Genomic DNA, 16,136 nt, shown 5'->3' on the forward strand with positions numbered 1-16,136 from the left:
AAATAAAATGGAAAGGTATGTTTATGTTGTTATTTCAAGGACACCAAGTTATGTGGGGAAAATTATTAGAAAAGTTTTAAAAGGGAAATATAACCATGCATCTATAAGTTTAAATGAAAATTTAAGTCAAATGTATTCCTTTAGTAGACTGGCAGTTAGCAACCCCCTTGTAGGTGGTATAATTAGAGAGAGTGTATTTACTCTTTCTATAGGTCTTAAGGATGATGTGCCTATTAATATATATCGTATACCAGTAACACCATCGCAATATGAACGCATAAGCGAATTTATATATGATACATATAATGATGATGAGATTTATTACTACAATATTCTTCAAGCCATTGGGCTTATTTCTAATAAGAAGCGTGTTATGTATAAGACATATATATGCACCGAATTTGTTATGGAAGCCTTAAGACATGGAGGTATAAATCTTACAAAGATAGAACCTTATGCGATAACTCCAACAGATATTTGTGAGGTTATGGCCAGATTTATTTATTATTCTGGAAACTTAAGTGAATATCCTATGAGACAGAAGGAAAGATCAAAAGAAGATGAAATTTTCTTTTGTAAAACAGGTTTTCTCTATGAAATAGTTCGTACACTTAAACATTTATGGAAAATTATACGTAGAGATAAAATTAGTAAAAGGGGGAGGAAAAGAAATGGGAAATTGTAAGCATACAATTTCTATGAAGTTAGAATTAACTGAAGGAGATTATGAAAATATTCAAAATCTGGAAGCTATTTGCTATGATGAACAAAAATATAATTTGAAATTAGAACTTGATTATAAAATGCGCCATAGGAAAAATACTATAAAAAATAAAATCATGACAGAGTTTCTTTATTGCGAAAATGAAATACTAGTAGGTTATTTAGGTTTATGTAATTTTCATGGAACATCAGTAGAGGTAAGTGGAATGGTGCATCCTAAATTTCGAAAAAAAGGGATTTTCAAAAGGTTATATCTGCTTGCCAAAGAAGAATGGAAAAACATGGGGCCATCAGAGGTGTTAATATTATGTGACCACACTTCAATTTCAGGGTTAGCTTTTATAGATGAACTTGGAGCTGAATATGGCTTTTCAGAGTATAAAATGTGTTTAAATGAAAAAACTTTGGAAGTTACGGATGATTTCGCTACTAAACTTAGACTTGCAACTAGTGATGACGTGGATGAAATTGATAGGCAAAGTTCTATTTATTTTGGAGAAGCAGAACAAGAAGCCAACAATAAAGCGGATAAGGAAAAACCATCAATAGAAATAGATAATAATTTTTATAGTTATATGGCGGAAGTAAAGGGCGAAATTATAGGCAAAATTCATATTTGCATAACCAGCGATGAGGGTTTTATTTATGGAGTTGGAGTACTTCCAAAGTTTAGAGGTAGAGGTTATGGACGAGAAATTTTATGTTCTGCGCTGAATATATTAAAGAGGAAAAACATAAAAAATGTCTTTCTTGAAGTTGGCACAGAAAATAAAAGTGCACTTGAACTTTATGAGTCATGTGGATTTGAAGAAATCTCGGTAATGGATTATTATGTTGTATCTTAACAATTGTGTACTTTAAATTTGGTTGAGGTGTCACTTGCCACGTGGATGGCAAGTGGCATCTCATTTTTTTGTTACCAGGTATGTCCTTCAGCGCACTTATGATTACCAGAATGTCTTTCTGTTAGTTCACATTGACCTACTCCACACTTGGGACAGGAATGGCTGCAATGAGTTGTAGTTTCATCATTATTAGAAGCATTAATTAGTTGGCCTTTAACTAATAGTTCCTTTTGCATAAAACCGTCATAAGGTATATTTGGCATCTTACAACATCTCCTTGTAGTTTATTCTTATAGTTATTATTTGATTTTTATTAATTTATATTCTGATTTAATAATACTAGATTTGTCAATATTTAAACAAAATTTTAAAAAAACTCAAAAGGATATTGAGGTGGAATTAAGAGAAGATATAGTGTATAATAATTTCTAAACATGCCACTTGCCACGTGGGTGGCACATAAGGGGGTTAAAAATGATAGAGCTAAATACTTTAGATGAAATGGATGAATTTATAAAGGGTAATACTATAGCAATGCTTTATTTTACTTCTAAAGGCTGTAACGTTTGTGTTGGGTTGTTGCCTAAAATTGAGGAAATGCTAATTAAATTTCCTAAAATTGAGATACGTAAAATTGCAGTTGATAAGTTTACTGAGGCGGCAGGACAATATTCGATATTTACTTTACCGGGAATTCTTTTATATATTGAAGGAAAAGAGATTATTCGTGAGGCTAGATTCATTAGCGTGCAAATGTTAGAGACAAATATAGATAGATATTATAATATTTTGTTTTAAAAATATATTTTTAATTCATAATATGACAACATTCCCCTAATTCGGCAAAAATAATATGTTAATATGTATATATGACATTTAAAATTTTGAATTAAAAATTAAAGTTGCGAATAGGGGAAATGAATATGAACGTGATCATAGTAGAGGATGATAAAATACAAAGGGAAAATCTAAGGAAGATGATACAGCAGATGGATAAAGGTATAAATATATATGAATCTGAAGATATGGAAGATGCTTTGAAAATTGCAACTGCGTATAATATAGATATATTTTACATAGATATTTCTTTAAAGAATTCTTCAGGGTTAAATTTTGCAATGGAGATTAGAAAAACACCCAAATATGAATTTAGTTTTATTATTTTCTTAACAACTCACGTTGAATATATATATAAAGCATTTAAGGAAGTACATTGTTATGATTACATTCTAAAGCCTTATGATATAGCTGATGTAATGAATATGACAAAACGATATATATTAAATGGTGGTAAGGTAGAGGATGCTTCAGAAGATAAGAAGTACGCAATATTTGAAATAAAAAAAGGTATCAACGTAAAAATATATGTAGAAGAGATAATGTTTGTAGAAGTAAGTCTTGGAATATGTATGATACATACAGTGAATGGTGTTTATAAAACCAGTAATTCAACACTGAAAAATGTTCTTAAACGTATAAATTGTAACAATATAATTCAGTGTCACAAATCATTTATTGTGAATGTGAAGCAAATAAAAAAAATACAAAATATTGATAATAAATTGAGTGAAATTCACTTTGAAAATTATGATAAAAATGCTCTTTTAGGGTACAAGTATAAAAAAACAATAATGAAACAATTTCAGAAGTGTGGTTAAAAAGAATTTGTTATGAAAAGGAGCAAAATAAATGCTAGAGATACTGCAGCAATCTATAGCTAATTTTATCGAATTAATTATTTTTATGACATTATGGTCAAAAATCGCTTTAAATGATGAAAATAATTGGTTTAAAAATTTATTTATAATTTTAATATTATTAATAATACTAATGATAACAATTAAAACAAATAAGCACATACATGTAATTATTAAATATATAAGTATGATATTTCTAATAAAATTCATGTATAATAGACCGTTTAGCAAGGTAATATGCGAGTTTATAGTGTTCTTAGGCATAAATAAAATTTTGCAAACACTCCTAATTGGTTGTGCATATTTAATTGGATTCCCATATTTAGATACATATAGATGGGATATTACCTTTCTTTTAGTAGAATTGATTTTTATTATTATTATATTAAAGTATAATTTTAGTGAAAAAGCAAAGGGAATCCTCAAATTAGAATCTAAGATATTATATTACTTTGTAATTAATTTAGGGTTATATATTTTATTTTGTGAATTTATATGGGGATATAATAAAAACATAATATTAAATAATATCCTAGTATACATTTTTGTTATATTATTAATATTATCATTAAATATATTTTTATATTATTATATAGTCAAAATAAGTGAGGATAAAAAGGTAGCAGAACTACAAAATAAGTACAACCCTATATTAACTGATATAGTAGAAGATATAAGACGCAAACAGCATGATTTTAAAAACCATTTAAACACCATTAATGCGATAGTAGAAATAGCAAGTGAAAAAGAAGTTAAGCACGAATTAAAGAAGTATATTATGTCATTAAAATTTTCTAATAATACTATAGAAGATATAGTGTACATAGATAATATTATAATTAAAGCTATAATATATAATAAATTGTCTGAAGCCGAAAGATTAAATATAAAATTGTTATTTAAGGTTACAAATAATTCATTAGAAAATAGTTTAAAGGATTATGAAATTTCTGATATATTAAATAATCTCCTGGATAATGCTTTAGAGGCTGTTAAAAATAGTAGAAGTGATAAGGTGGTTAAACTAAATATATGTGTAGAAGGAAGTAATAATATTGTAGAGGTTAGAAATAGTGGAAAAACAATAAAACCAGATAAAATAGGAAACATATTTGAAAGAGGATTTTCTACTAAAGAAGGAAAGAACAGAGGATACGGACTTTATAATATAAAGAAAATAGCTGAAAAAAATGGTACTGATGTTCAGCTATTTTTTGAAGATGATTATACTGTTTTTAAAATAATATTCCGTTCATGACCTAAAATGTACGTTATGGGTCTTTTGTATTGTGTTACATTAAATATATTGGTAATATTTAAAGCATAAGTTGATTTTCCGAATCTAAAGGGGGTTACGCTGATATGTTTAATATTTATTACAACGCGCCAATGGGAATGCTCATTTATCCACTAACAGTTTTTTTTATATCTATAGTAATGCAACTTATATTTAGGAAGATGCTTGTTATTTTAATAGTTAATATAGTATTTTGGTTAATTGTAACATTTACTATGTTTGATTTGAATTTTCTGATTTGGTGTTTTATATATACGTTTATTGCTTTCTTTGGAACACTTATAGGGGATTTAATTATAATATCTAAGAATGAATTTACTAATAAAAGAAAAAACCTATAAAATAATATTTATAGGTTTTTTTCTTTGAATTCTAAATACCCTTTTTTTCTTAATTTGCAAGAAGGGCAATCCCCACAACCATTACCTTTTATTCCATTATAACAAGTTAGCGTATCTTCTTTAACTATAGGGAGTACACCTAAATCATAAGCCATTTTCCAGGTTCATATTCATAATTACTTGCCTCTCTTTACTTATTATAAAGCATCATAAGTTTATTATTTAAAATTACATCAGTATTAAATCTTCCTCTAAAAGTAGTTGACATTGTTTTAGTGCCAGTCTTTTTTATTCCGCGAGTTGTCATGCAGCCATGTTCACCTTCTATTATAACTGCCACATCTGATGAACAAGTTATAATCTGAATAATCTCAGCTATGTCTGTTCCTATTCTTTCTTGAAGCTGAAGTCTTCTACCTACCATATCAGCTACCCTTGCAATTTTGCTTAACCCAATAATTTTTTTTGTAGGAACATATGCAACTGAAACTTTCATATTGTACATAAGGGCTAAATGATGTTCGCAATGACTAAAGATTTCGATGTCCTTCATTATCACCAAATCTTTAGAGTCCTCGTTAATTATTAAATCATCTTCAAAAGTTTTATCAAACATTTCAGCAATTTCATCATTGCTATAGCACATACCAGCAAATACTTCCTCGTACATCTTAGCTACACGTGCAGGGGTATCAATAAGTCCTTCACGAGATGGGTCATCACCTAGCGCTATTAAAATACCTTTTATGTGCTCTTCTATTGCTTTTGTATCTATTGCCATAACTTTATACACCTCTCTTGTTTGGATCCCAAATGATTTTATGTAGTTGTATTTGAAGATTAACGCCATTCATTTTATTCTCCTTCATAAATTCTACAATTGTCTCTAGGTCAATTTGCCCGAATACTGGGCTAATATACACATTTATTCTATCTGAAAGTTCATATTTATCTATAAAATTTCACTTGAGTGAACCTCGCTTCCTTCGTATGATGCACTATTTGTAGGTGTTTCATAGACTGTAGTTCTATTTACATGATATCCTTTGTCCTTCATTAGTTTAAAGAAAAATGCTGCAAAGTTTTCTGCTGTTGGTCTAAAATCAACCTCAATTATTTTAAAGCCGTCTTGATTTAAACAGTTTAAGGTAACGCCTCTCATGCTGCCCTCTTGTATAATTAAGGCATGGTCATAAGAATCTACCATAGCTTTAACATCGTTTTTTAAATCACCAAAATCTATTACCATGCCGTCAAGCTGTCCACCTCTTATAAGGGTTTCTGATTGTACTTCCACGTAAACTTTCCATCTATGGCCGTGAATATTTGCACACTTTCCATCATAACCAGAAAGAAAGTGTGCACTGTCAAAGCTATGTTCTGACTTTAGAATATACATGTGGAGACCTCCTATTAATTTTTTCAAATAAAAAAAGGGCATAATTAACCCTCATACAAAAAAAGCTACCTAAAACGGTAGTTACGTCCTAGTTTTGTTTATAGACAGGATGGTTTAGAACTGTCTTATTTAGTTTTATAATTGTTAATTTTACTATAAAATATGAAGTATGTCAAATTAATAATAGGTTTACTTTATGCTGAAATTGTGTAATAATATAAAGTTGTAAAAGCAAAATTATTATAGTACATATGCAATATATTGGTTATAATATATTTAAAAAATAACGTTGTAAGTGAGGAGTAAAAATGAAAATAGGATTTGATCAGAAGAAATATCTAGAAGAACAATCAAAGTTTATCTTAGAAAGAGTTAATAATTATGATAAGCTATACTTAGAATTTGGTGGTAAACTTTTTAACGATCTTCATGCGAAAAGAGTTTTACCAGGCTTTGATGAAAATGCAAAAATTAAGTTATTACATAAATTAAAAGAAAAAGTTGAGGTTATTATCTGTGTATTTGCAGGAGATATTGAAAGAAACAAAATAAGAGGAGACTTTGGAATCACTTATGATGTGGATGTTTTAAGGTTAATTGATGATTTACGTTATTATGATCTGGATGTAAATAGTGTTGTAATCACTAGATATGAAGGTCAACCAGCAACTACAATTTTTATTAATAAACTTGAACGCAGAGGAATTAAAGTATATAAACACAGAGCAACTACTGGATACCCATCTGATGTTGATACAATTGTAAGCGATGAGGGATATGGCATGAATCCATTTATTGAAACCACAAAATCTATTGTTGTTGTAACAGCACCAGGACCAGGAAGTGGGAAGTTAGGTACTTGTCTTAGTCAGCTTTATCATGAACATAAGCAAGGTAGAGCGGCAGGTTATTCGAAATTTGAAACCTTCCCAGTGTGGAATATTCCATTAAAGCATCCACTAAATATTGCCTATGAAGCTGCAACAGCAGATCTTAACGATGTAAATATGTTGGATTCCTTCCACTTTGATGCTTATAATAAGATATCTGTAAACTATAATCGTGATATCGAAACTTTCCCTGTACTTAGACGGATTATAGAAAGGATAACTGGAGAAGAAGCTGTCTATAAATCCCCAACAGATATGGGAGTTAATAGAGTAGGCTTTGGAATTACAGATGATGAGGTTGTCAAAGAAGCATCTAGACAAGAGGTAATAAGAAGGTATTTTAAAACAGGTTGTGAATATAAAAAAGGATACATAAATAAAGAAACTTTTGAAAGAGTAAAGCTACTTATGGAAGAACTTAACCTAAAACAAGAAGATAGAAAAGTTGTTATTCCCGCAAGAGAACGTTCAGCTAATTTAAAACAATGTTCTAGTAAAGGTGAAGCTTGTCCAGCTCTTGCACTAGAGCTTGTGGATGGTACAATATTAACTAGTAAAAGTTCAGATATAATGGATGCAACAGCCGCTATTATTTTGAATGCTGTTAAATATTTTGCAAATATAGCCGATGAAATTCATCTTATATCTCCAGTTATACTAGAACCTATTATAAACTTAAAGTCAAAAACTTTAGCTAATAAAAAACCAGCTTTAGACTGTGAAAACGTGTTGATTGCACTTAGTATATGTGCAGTTACAAATCCTACAGCTCAAGTAGCTATGGATAAACTTACAATGCTAAAAGGATGTCAAGCTCACTCAACTACAATTATAAGTACAGCTGATGAGCAAACTTTTAGGAAACTTGGTATAGATATAACTTCTGATGCAGAATACGCAACAGAGAGTCTTTATTATAACAACTAAAAGAAGGTGCCATACGCGTTACAAGTGGCAAGTTTTACAATAACCTAATTATGGACGGTTAATAAGTTTATTAATTTATTAACTGTCCATATTTTGTATAGTCAGCCAAGGATAAATCATTATAAACTATGACGTTTCTCTTAAGTGCAACATATATTATATTGATTAAATAATATACCTTATAATATTATATATAGTATAAATTTAAAATTAGTTTAAATATGAAAATTTATATATAAGGAGTGAAATATGAATGAGCAATAAAATATATACACACTGCCTAGACCCTGGGCATGGTGGTACTGATCCAGGAGCAGTTGGTAAGCGTTCACATGAAGCTGATATTGTTCTAGTTATTGCTAAAATTGTAGGTGAGATTTTAGTAGAGAATGGACAAAAGGTAATATATACTAGAACTACAGATAATTATTTAACTTTATCACAGAGAGCAACAATATCAAATAACAACAAATGCGATACATTCATATCTATTCATTGCAATTCTGCTGTAAATAAAGACGCTCATGGAGTGGAGACATTTTCTCATCCTATAAGTTCTAATGGCGCAAAATTATCCGCATTTGTGCAGGCAGAACTTGTTAAGGCTACCAAATTAACAAATCGTGGGTCTAAGACTGCAAATTTCGGGGTTTTGAGGTTGACTTATATGCCAGCTATTTTAGTTGAAACTGCATTTATTTCTAATGTTTCAGAAGAAGATGCGTTATTAGAATATAATTTTCAAGAAAAAATAGCACTCTCAATTGTCAAAGGAATATTTTCGTATTTAGGATTAACGTTTAATAAGGCCCCAACAACCCCAGAACCAACTCCCACTTTAGAACACTTATATAGAGTTAGACTGTCATGGGAGGCTGTTAAATCTCAAAAGGGAGCTTTTGCTAATTTGCAAAATGCACTTGACCTTCTTAAAATTTTACCCGATTATAGTATATTTGATGAAAATGGAAAAGTTGTTGGTGGAAACAATGATGTTTATTTGCAAAAATCTTTAAATAGATTAGGATTTAAAGGTGAAAATGGTTTAAAGTTAAGTGAAGGTGGAATTCTAGGCACTAACAGTATATTTGCTATAAAAGCTTGTCAATCGGTTTTGGGACTATCTGTTGATGGAATTGCTGGAGATAATACCTTAAGTGCAATAAATTCTATACTTTCAAAACCACTTCTTAAAGTAGGTTCAATGGGAATTGTAGTAAGATTTTTGCAGAGTAAATTGGAGATAGTTGTGGATGGAATATTCGGAAATGGTACAAGAGAGTCAGTGATTATTTATCAAAATAGTAATGGTTTAGAAATAGATGGAATAGTTGGAAATATGACTTGGGATAAGTTAATAATATAATTCTAGTGAATAGATAATAACTCTTACTGAAAATGCAGGGCCAGTTAATAATTAAATTATTAACTGGCCCTATAAATTTGATAAAATTTGATATATTATTTATTTCTATTTGACATTTTCACCAAATCTTTAAATTTTAAACGCTTTCCATAATGAAGTATAGCAGAGGAGTATATTTTTATGGAAATCCAAGCTATAAAAACAATTGCTATTACTAAAGAAAATATTGAGGCTGCAATTTGCCAAATAGGAACGTCTGTAGCTAAAATTCTAGAGGGCATTGAAAATGGGGCGGAAAATGGAATTATAGATGAAACGATAGCTATAGTACTATTGGGAATTGCAAGTGTAAAATATCCCAAATAAAATGACCCCATAGATATAATGGATATAGGCATTAGAGCTGAAGTAACATCCTCTGCCTTACTAACGGTAGCCCCTGCAACTGCGTTCATCATAGCATATAGCGAGTACCCTAATATAAAATATATAACAATCATAAGAAGGCTGAAAGGGGTGAAACTAGAAAAATCAATCACTTTACCTGCTATTGCAAAATTTTCAGGAAAAGTTAATTTATACGTTAGTATACCGGTAAGTACAACAATGAATAGTTGTATTAAACCAAGGAGACCCATGGCGGCACTTTTCCCAAGTATTATTTTTGATGGCTTTGTTGAGGTTACAAGGAGTTCCATTACTCTTGAAGTCTTTTCAGAAGCTACTGACATTGCTACTCCATAACCATAATAATAAATTGCGAAAAATAATAGCATACTTATAACAATACTTGAAATATAGCTAGTCATTTTTCCTTTTCCTAGTTCACTCACATTATAAGAAACATCACTTTGTACCATTTGTGATACAGTATCAGATACATCAGCTGTAGTTAATAAGTCCGTTACGAAAATACTTTTTATAAGGCTACTAATTTCACTCGGATTTAAGCCACTACCAGATTGTTTAACTAAATAATCAAAAGTAGGCACACCGTTTTTCTCATCAAAGATAAGTAGAACATTTTTTTCGTCTTCCTTAATTTTATTTTTAATTAAATCTATATTATCAGAAGTCTCGGACTTGAATTCGTATTCTAAAAAGGCTTCATCAAGTTTGTCTAAATTTCCTTTTAGAATATCCTTAGAATCAACCACATATACAATTCCTTTAGGTTCTTCTTTGTTAGTATCTGAATTCTGTGTTTCGTTTTTTTCTGGACTATCAAAACTTTTTATTATAGCTGGCATACTAATTATTAAAACTGTTAAAATAAGAGTAATTACAGTTGAAATGATAAACGACTTTTTCCTTGAGTTTTCCTTAAAAGTATAGCCTAAAACAGTAAGAAACTCTTTCATTATTGTTCACCAACCTTTTCAATGAATATTTCATGAAGCGAAGGTTCACGAATTTCAAATTTATTAAGTTTTATTTTTTTAGTCATAATTTTTTCTAGAAGACTATAGCCTTCCGCGTCGGATTTGATTTTAAGTTCGTAGCTAGTAGCTGTTTTTGATATAAGATTCATGCCTAGTTCTTTTAAAAGATCATCAATTTCTTCTTGGCAGCTTACCGTAAGATTTGTTCTTCCGTAACCGGCTTTTATTAATTTTAAATTACCATTAAGAATCGTTTGTCCGTTTTTTAATATTACAAGATCTTCACAATATTCTTCAATGGATTGCATTTGATGGCTGGACATTATAATAAATTTCCCGTTTTCAACTAATTCATAAATTACACTTTTAAACAAATCAGCGTTAACTGGATCAAGGCCACTTAGAGGCTCATCTAAAATAATTAATTCTGGATTGTGTAAAATAGATGTTACAAACTGGATTTTCTGTTGATTACCTTTAGACAGTTGTTCTGCAGTCGAGTTTAAGTATTCGGACACCTTAAGTCTGTCAAACCAATAGTTTATGGATTTTTTTACTGACTTTCCGTCCATTCCACGAAGTTTTCCGAAATATGAAAGTTGATCAACTATTTTAGCCTTAGGATACAGCCCCCTTTCCTCTGGCAAATATCCAAACTTTACGCTTTCTCTTGTAACAGGTTTACCATTCCAATCTATAGTTCCGCTATCTTTTTCGAGAATTCCTAAAATCATTCTTATTGTAGTTGTTTTCCCTGCTCCATTGGTACCAAGTAAGCCAAATACACCTGGCTTTTCTATTTTAAATGAAATATTGTCTACTGCGGTGTTCTCACCGAATGTTTTCACTAGTTCAGATACATTTAATGGCACATTAATTCCCCCTATGTATTCCTTATGAGGGGCATAGCTGTTATTAACAGTTATGCCCCTCGAATTTATTATATATATACATACTATAGCATAAAAAGAAAATAAAAACTGCCATAGACATTATATCTGGCAGTTTTGTTGTAAAAGGTTTTATATGGTATATGTGACGTCATAAAATATTAATCTAGAATAGTTACTTTTAAGTATTTAACACCCCAATTAATAGCTTCTTGACGTGTATTAAAATAAACATCTATATAGTTTCCTTTTACTGAAGAACCTTTGTCAGCTGCTATGGCATTGCCATAACCTTCAACATATAATTTTGTCCCTAGAGGAATGACCTTAGTGTCTACAGCTATTGTACTATAGCCATTTGGATTTCGCACAGCCTTTCTCCCAGAAGCAGTATAAGTATTGTTTACTCCATTAAATGCCCAATAAGCAGTAGCTTTCACGTTAAGAGTCTTTCCAGAAGTGTTAGTAACTGATACATTAACAACTTCTGTAGATTTTTCGGAAATGTCTCCTCTTGAAATGGTTTTTGGTGACATAGTACCCTGAACTATAATTTTATTAATAGGGTTTTTAACTATAGTTTCTTTAACAACTTTTCTAGATACTTCTTTACCGTTTTCATAAGTCACATCTATACTAATACTTTTTTCACCTTTTACTCCATTTTGTGTAATGCTTTTTTTAGATTTTAATACAGCATTATCGTTTGTAATAACTGTTTTAAAATCTATAGCCTGTTTTTCTTCTAATGTTTCTGTTTTAACTCTAGTTATGATAACATCCATTCCTTTAGTTATATTGGTTTTTAATGATGGCAAGATCTTATCATTAGGACTTAATACTATTTTTTCTGTGATTAACATTTGCGCAACATCTTTTTCGGAAGAGGTTATATTAAGTTCTTTATTGTCTACTAATACATTGAGAGATACAGCCCGATTTATAGTTATAATATCGTTGTTAACTATTTTTGAATCTAAAGCTTTATCAAGCTTATCTTTTAGGGCTATACTTATATTGGCTTTCTTTAATGCCTGATCAAAAGTTTTTTGGTAAGTTACGAGTTTAATTGGATTACCATCTACAACCACAGTAATATTTTTTCTTGCAAAGCCAACAAAAACGGTTGAAGTTATTATTATGGTAAGTAGCATAAATCCAATTATAAATTTTCTTCGCTTTACTTTTAAAAATTCAATTATAATAATCATCTCCTAATTATAAGTTTCGGTATAATAATTTATGTCGGATTCTTAAAATATAGGGGGAAGCGTATTAATGTATGTGTATGATTATATTCTAATTTCTATGCTGATTCTTAAATGGGAAATTATTGTAATGGTAGTATATCATATTTTTCTCTTTAAGGGAATTATTACTTTTAACATGCAATCTAACACAAGTATGGGACCTTCATGAATAAATAAAATGCACTTTCTGATTTAGAACATTTAGGTTTGAATTTGAGCTTTTCTATAATATCGAATATAACATTATTTATTATACTATAAATATAAAGGTTGTGCGACTTTTTATATAATATGGAACTTGAATTGTGTATGGTACAATATACATGGAGGTGATTTTTTGAAACTAAAAGAGTTAGAAAGTATAGTATTTAAATCATCTTCAGACCGTATGAGGAGTGAAGGGCAAAAGGCTGAAAATAGTGGTTTAGTTACTAAGATTAACGGCAAAAAAATAGATAATATATATCATATTTATGGCTCGGTTAGTAGTGAAACAAAATATAGTGAATTTAATACTCATATAAAAATAAATTTATTAAAGAAAAGACTGGAGGGTGTAAACTGTACTTGTGAAGATTTTAAAGGACGCCCAAGTGCAGACTATTTATTTATGTGTAGTCATTTAACTGCTACAGCATATAGGTTTTTTAACTTAACTGCCCAAAACACTGCTAAGGAAAGCAGAAAATCAGAAGTGATTAAACATAATGATTCAAATAAGTATGGGACCAATAATATTGTAAAGCTTATTCGCAAAGTTTCTAAGGGACCAACTTATTATGAAGGGCATGGCGCAGTGGATAATGAAAAAACAAGAATTGACCCTAGAGACTTAAGAATTTGTTTATCAGTTATTAAAGATAAAAAAACCAAGTTTAACTATGATGGATTTGAGTTCGAAGCTCCTATTGTGCATCAGAATTTACCGCTGATCTTTACATTGAAAATTAGAGGTAAATATTTTGTTTTAACAACACATAAGCAATTTCCGGTGTCTTTAAATGATGAGAATGATGTATATTTATTTAATTGGAAACTTTATCTACCATCAAAAAATCAAATTTCAAAATATGTTCCAATATGCAAAAAATTAAAAGTAAAGGGTGAAATTCTATACCACAAGGGAATTGAGAACTACAGCAAACTTATTCCGTTTCTAACTAGTATTTCAAGTGATATTCATATTAGTGAAGAGATAAAAGCTTTTGCAGCTGAATTCATAAAACCAGAGTTTTACATATATGAGATAGAAAACAATATTTATTGTGATGTAAAAGTGAATTATGGTGACGAGGAAATTAACATTTTAAAGGCTGATAAAAACCAAAATACACTTATAAGAAATTATAAAGAAGAACAGAAAATCCTTATGGAAGTCGAAAAGTATAGCTTTAAAAGAAAAGATGAGTCGCTTATATTTACGGGTGGGGATACAGAACTATTTAATATTTTGAGTAAGAGTGGTAAAAGTTTATATTGCCTAGGAAATGTTACCTTTGGGAAGAGTTTTAAACACCGAGAAATATATGATTACAGGGCTACTTACGCTATGGTGGAAGAAAAGGATGGTTACTATGACTTTTCTTATGGTATAAATAACGTTGAAAATATCGAATTAAATAGTCTTCTTTCAGATTTCAAGCTAAAAAAAACATGTTATAAAACAAGGAATAATAATTTTCTTGATTTTGAAGATGAGGGAGTTAAGAATTTTTTAGATTTAATTTTAGTATTAAATACTAATGAAAAAATGAAAACGGGTTCCATACAAATAGACAAAAACAAGGCACTATATTTAAATGAGAAGATAAAAAATAGTAAAATTGGGTTTATAAAAGGTACTGAAGTGTTAAAAAATATAGAAGATATATTCCTTGATATAAATAACAAGGATATAAGTGTACCGATAAACTTAAAAGCCACACTTAGAGAGTATCAAATTGATGGTTTTAAATGGCTTAAAAGACTGTGTTCATTGGGGTTTGGAGGGATACTTGCGGATGAAATGGGTCTTGGTAAAACAATTCAAATTATAGCTTTTTTATTATCAGAGGAAAATAAAAAAACTATTATTGCGAGTCCAACATCTCTTATTTATAATTGGAAGGCAGAACTTCAGAAATTCGCACCTAGTTTAAAGGTGGCTATTGTGCATGGAGAAAAGAACAATAGACATAAAGTAATAGAAAATTTAAAGGATTACGATGTAATATTAACAACTTATGGAACTTTAAGAATGGACATAGAGAAGTACCAAGATGTTGTTTTTGATAATTGTATTATAGATGAAGCTCAAAACATAAAAAATCATTTGGCACAAAACACAAAAGTCATAAAAAAAGTTAAAGCCCATGTAAAGTTTGCGTTAACGGGAACTCCTATGGAAAATAATTTAACAGAGCTGTGGTCTATTTTTGATTTTATAATGCCGGATTATTTATATTCTAAAGAAGTTTTTGAATCTAAATATATAATTACAAGACAAGGGGATTTAGAGGATCTTAAATTACTTATTAAACCATTTATCTTAAGAAGAACTAAAAAGGAAGTAATGAAAGAATTGCCAGATAAAATAGAAAAGAAATTTATAGTTGAGATGACATCCACTCAAAGGACCGTATATAAATCATATATCAAAACTGTCCGGGACAAAATGAAAAATGACGGGGATGGTAGAATACAGGTTTTTTCATATTTAACAAGACTCAGACAAATTTGTTTAGATCCTTCACTTGTAATAGATGAATACAGGGGTGGGAGTGGCAAGCTAAAAGTAGCAATAGAACTTATTGAGAAACATATAGATTCAGATGGGAAGGTGTTACTATTTTCTCAATTTACATCTGCACTTAAAAAGATAGGAGAAAATTTAAATGGAAAAGGAATACCCTACCTTTACTTGGATGGTAAAACAAAATCACGAGATAGAATTAAATTGGTAGATGAATTTAATGATAGCTCTGATACTAAAGTGTTTTTAATTTCATTAGAGTAGTCACGGAAACTAATATGTAAAACTTGATTTTGTACAGAATTATTATAACGCTATAAATTTTATGTTCAGGGAGTAGTTAGTAATAAAAATAGGCATAGCAAACAAGCCTACAAGATGCAGGAACTTTTAGAAAA

15 protein-coding genes and 2 pseudogenes are annotated in these 16,136 nt (G+C 29.8%); 9 read left to right on the top strand and 8 right to left on the bottom strand.

Annotated features, from left to right (window positions below; all coding sequences use genetic code 11):
* The first annotated feature begins 7 nt into the window (after positions 1-7).
* The gene (locus tag JJD95_RS09665) at positions 8-685 is read left to right on the top strand and encodes a hypothetical protein (RefSeq protein WP_291642782.1); all 678 of its coding nucleotides are present in this window, start codon (positions 8-10) and stop codon (positions 683-685) included.
* Positions 672-1,568: a GNAT family N-acetyltransferase gene (locus JJD95_RS09670; RefSeq protein ID WP_291642784.1), complete on the top strand. Its 897-nt coding sequence runs from the start codon at positions 672-674 to the stop codon at positions 1,566-1,568. The genes JJD95_RS09665 and JJD95_RS09670 overlap by 14 nt, the downstream gene beginning before the upstream one ends.
* A 71-nt stretch (positions 1,569-1,639) precedes the next feature.
* Here the strand turns inward: JJD95_RS09670 and JJD95_RS09675 are convergent, their stop codons facing one another.
* A complete protein-coding gene (locus JJD95_RS09675; RefSeq protein WP_291642786.1) occupies positions 1,640-1,831 on the bottom strand; it encodes a hypothetical protein in 192 nt (63 codons plus the stop codon).
* 211 nt (positions 1,832-2,042) lie between these two features.
* Here JJD95_RS09675 and JJD95_RS09680 point away from each other — a divergent pair, with 211 nt between their 5' ends.
* The 4 genes from JJD95_RS09680 to JJD95_RS09695 all read left to right on the top strand — a co-directional run bounded on the left by JJD95_RS09680 (position 2,043) and on the right by JJD95_RS09695 (position 4,903).
* Complete coding sequence (locus JJD95_RS09680; RefSeq protein WP_291642787.1) at positions 2,043-2,366, top strand: thioredoxin family protein; 324 nt, start codon at positions 2,043-2,045, stop codon at positions 2,364-2,366.
* A gap of 125 nt (positions 2,367-2,491) precedes the next feature.
* Positions 2,492-3,226: a LytTR family DNA-binding domain-containing protein gene (locus JJD95_RS09685; RefSeq protein WP_291642789.1), complete on the top strand. Its 735-nt coding sequence runs from the start codon at positions 2,492-2,494 to the stop codon at positions 3,224-3,226.
* 31 nt (positions 3,227-3,257) lie between these two features.
* The gene (locus JJD95_RS09690) at positions 3,258-4,523 is read left to right on the top strand and encodes a GHKL domain-containing protein (protein ID WP_291642791.1); all 1,266 of its coding nucleotides are present in this window, start codon (positions 3,258-3,260) and stop codon (positions 4,521-4,523) included.
* A 104-nt stretch (positions 4,524-4,627) separates the two neighbouring features.
* Positions 4,628-4,903 carry a DUF2651 family protein gene (locus JJD95_RS09695; protein WP_291642793.1) on the top strand — a complete coding sequence of 92 codons (276 nt, stop codon included), beginning with the start codon at positions 4,628-4,630 and terminating at the stop codon, positions 4,901-4,903.
* Positions 4,904-4,911: 8 nt separating this feature from the next.
* On the opposite strand, the pseudogene JJD95_RS09700 reads toward JJD95_RS09695, so the two are convergent.
* The 4 genes and pseudogenes from JJD95_RS09700 to queD form a co-directional block, all read right to left on the bottom strand.
* Positions 4,912-5,067: pseudogene (locus tag JJD95_RS09700) on the bottom strand (7-cyano-7-deazaguanine synthase); the annotation flags it as partial.
* Between the two features lie 26 nt (positions 5,068-5,093).
* The gene (folE, locus tag JJD95_RS09705; RefSeq protein WP_291642795.1) at positions 5,094-5,684 is read right to left on the bottom strand and encodes a GTP cyclohydrolase I; all 591 of its coding nucleotides are present in this window, start codon (positions 5,682-5,684) and stop codon (positions 5,094-5,096) included.
* A gap of 4 nt (positions 5,685-5,688) precedes the next feature.
* Positions 5,689-5,865, bottom strand: a pseudogene (locus JJD95_RS09710) (7-carboxy-7-deazaguanine synthase QueE); the annotation flags it as partial.
* Positions 5,856-6,302: a 6-carboxytetrahydropterin synthase QueD gene (queD, locus tag JJD95_RS09715; RefSeq protein ID WP_291642797.1), complete on the bottom strand. Its 447-nt coding sequence runs from the start codon at positions 6,300-6,302 to the stop codon at positions 5,856-5,858. The gene queD and the pseudogene JJD95_RS09710, both read right to left, overlap by 10 nt.
* A 308-nt stretch (positions 6,303-6,610) precedes the next feature.
* On the opposite strand from queD, the gene JJD95_RS09720 reads away from it, so the two are divergent.
* Both JJD95_RS09720 and JJD95_RS09725 read left to right on the top strand, forming a co-directional pair.
* Positions 6,611-8,119, top strand: a complete 1,509-nt coding sequence (locus JJD95_RS09720) for a DUF1846 domain-containing protein (protein WP_291642799.1) — start codon at positions 6,611-6,613, stop codon at positions 8,117-8,119.
* Between the two features lie 253 nt (positions 8,120-8,372).
* Positions 8,373-9,485 (top strand): N-acetylmuramoyl-L-alanine amidase, encoded by a 1,113-nt coding sequence (locus tag JJD95_RS09725; RefSeq protein ID WP_291642801.1) that lies wholly within the window; start codon positions 8,373-8,375, stop codon positions 9,483-9,485.
* A gap of 95 nt (positions 9,486-9,580) precedes the next feature.
* Here JJD95_RS09725 and JJD95_RS09730 read toward each other — a convergent pair whose 3' ends face one another.
* From JJD95_RS09730 to JJD95_RS09740, 3 genes are all read right to left on the bottom strand, one after another.
* The gene (locus tag JJD95_RS09730) at positions 9,581-10,846 is read right to left on the bottom strand and encodes an ABC transporter permease (RefSeq protein WP_291642803.1); all 1,266 of its coding nucleotides are present in this window, start codon (positions 10,844-10,846) and stop codon (positions 9,581-9,583) included.
* On the bottom strand, positions 10,846-11,739 hold the full coding sequence (locus tag JJD95_RS09735; RefSeq protein ID WP_291642805.1) for an ABC transporter ATP-binding protein: 894 nt from the start codon (positions 11,737-11,739) through the stop codon (positions 10,846-10,848). Before JJD95_RS09735 ends, JJD95_RS09730 begins: the two co-directional genes overlap by 1 nt.
* Positions 11,740-11,918: 179 nt before the next feature.
* On the bottom strand, positions 11,919-12,968 hold the full coding sequence (locus tag JJD95_RS09740; protein ID WP_291642807.1) for a 3D domain-containing protein: 1,050 nt from the start codon (positions 12,966-12,968) through the stop codon (positions 11,919-11,921).
* A 376-nt stretch (positions 12,969-13,344) separates the two neighbouring features.
* Here JJD95_RS09740 and JJD95_RS09745 point away from each other — a divergent pair, with 376 nt between their 5' ends.
* Complete coding sequence (locus JJD95_RS09745) at positions 13,345-16,002, top strand: DEAD/DEAH box helicase (protein WP_291642809.1); 2,658 nt, start codon at positions 13,345-13,347, stop codon at positions 16,000-16,002.
* Positions 16,003-16,136 lie beyond the last annotated feature (134 nt).

The sequence above is a fragment of the Clostridium sp. genome (assembly GCF_016650035.1).
Taxonomy (GTDB): Bacteria; Bacillota; Clostridia; order Clostridiales; family Clostridiaceae; genus Clostridium_AD.

Excerpts from the sequence above, each read along its gene's own strand:
- JJD95_RS09665 (WP_291642782.1), top strand. The coding sequence starts at position 8 with ATGGAAAGGTATGTTTATGTTGTTATTTCAAGGACACCAAGTTATGTG.
- JJD95_RS09670 (WP_291642784.1), top strand. The coding sequence starts at position 672 with ATGGGAAATTGTAAGCATACAATTTCTATGAAGTTAGAATTAACTGAA.
- JJD95_RS09675 (WP_291642786.1), bottom strand. The coding sequence starts at position 1,831 with ATGCCAAATATACCTTATGACGGTTTTATGCAAAAGGAACTATTAGTT.
- JJD95_RS09680 (WP_291642787.1), top strand. The coding sequence starts at position 2,043 with ATGATAGAGCTAAATACTTTAGATGAAATGGATGAATTTATAAAGGGT.
- JJD95_RS09685 (WP_291642789.1), top strand. The coding sequence starts at position 2,492 with ATGAACGTGATCATAGTAGAGGATGATAAAATACAAAGGGAAAATCTA.
- JJD95_RS09690 (WP_291642791.1), top strand. The coding sequence starts at position 3,258 with ATGCTAGAGATACTGCAGCAATCTATAGCTAATTTTATCGAATTAATT.
- JJD95_RS09695 (WP_291642793.1), top strand. The coding sequence starts at position 4,628 with ATGTTTAATATTTATTACAACGCGCCAATGGGAATGCTCATTTATCCA.
- folE (WP_291642795.1), bottom strand. The coding sequence starts at position 5,684 with ATGGCAATAGATACAAAAGCAATAGAAGAGCACATAAAAGGTATTTTA.
- queD (WP_291642797.1), bottom strand. The coding sequence starts at position 6,302 with ATGTATATTCTAAAGTCAGAACATAGCTTTGACAGTGCACACTTTCTT.
- JJD95_RS09720 (WP_291642799.1), top strand. The coding sequence starts at position 6,611 with ATGAAAATAGGATTTGATCAGAAGAAATATCTAGAAGAACAATCAAAG.
- JJD95_RS09725 (WP_291642801.1), top strand. The coding sequence starts at position 8,373 with ATGAGCAATAAAATATATACACACTGCCTAGACCCTGGGCATGGTGGT.
- JJD95_RS09730 (WP_291642803.1), bottom strand. The coding sequence starts at position 10,846 with ATGAAAGAGTTTCTTACTGTTTTAGGCTATACTTTTAAGGAAAACTCA.
- JJD95_RS09740 (WP_291642807.1), bottom strand. The coding sequence starts at position 12,968 with ATGATTATTATAATTGAATTTTTAAAAGTAAAGCGAAGAAAATTTATA.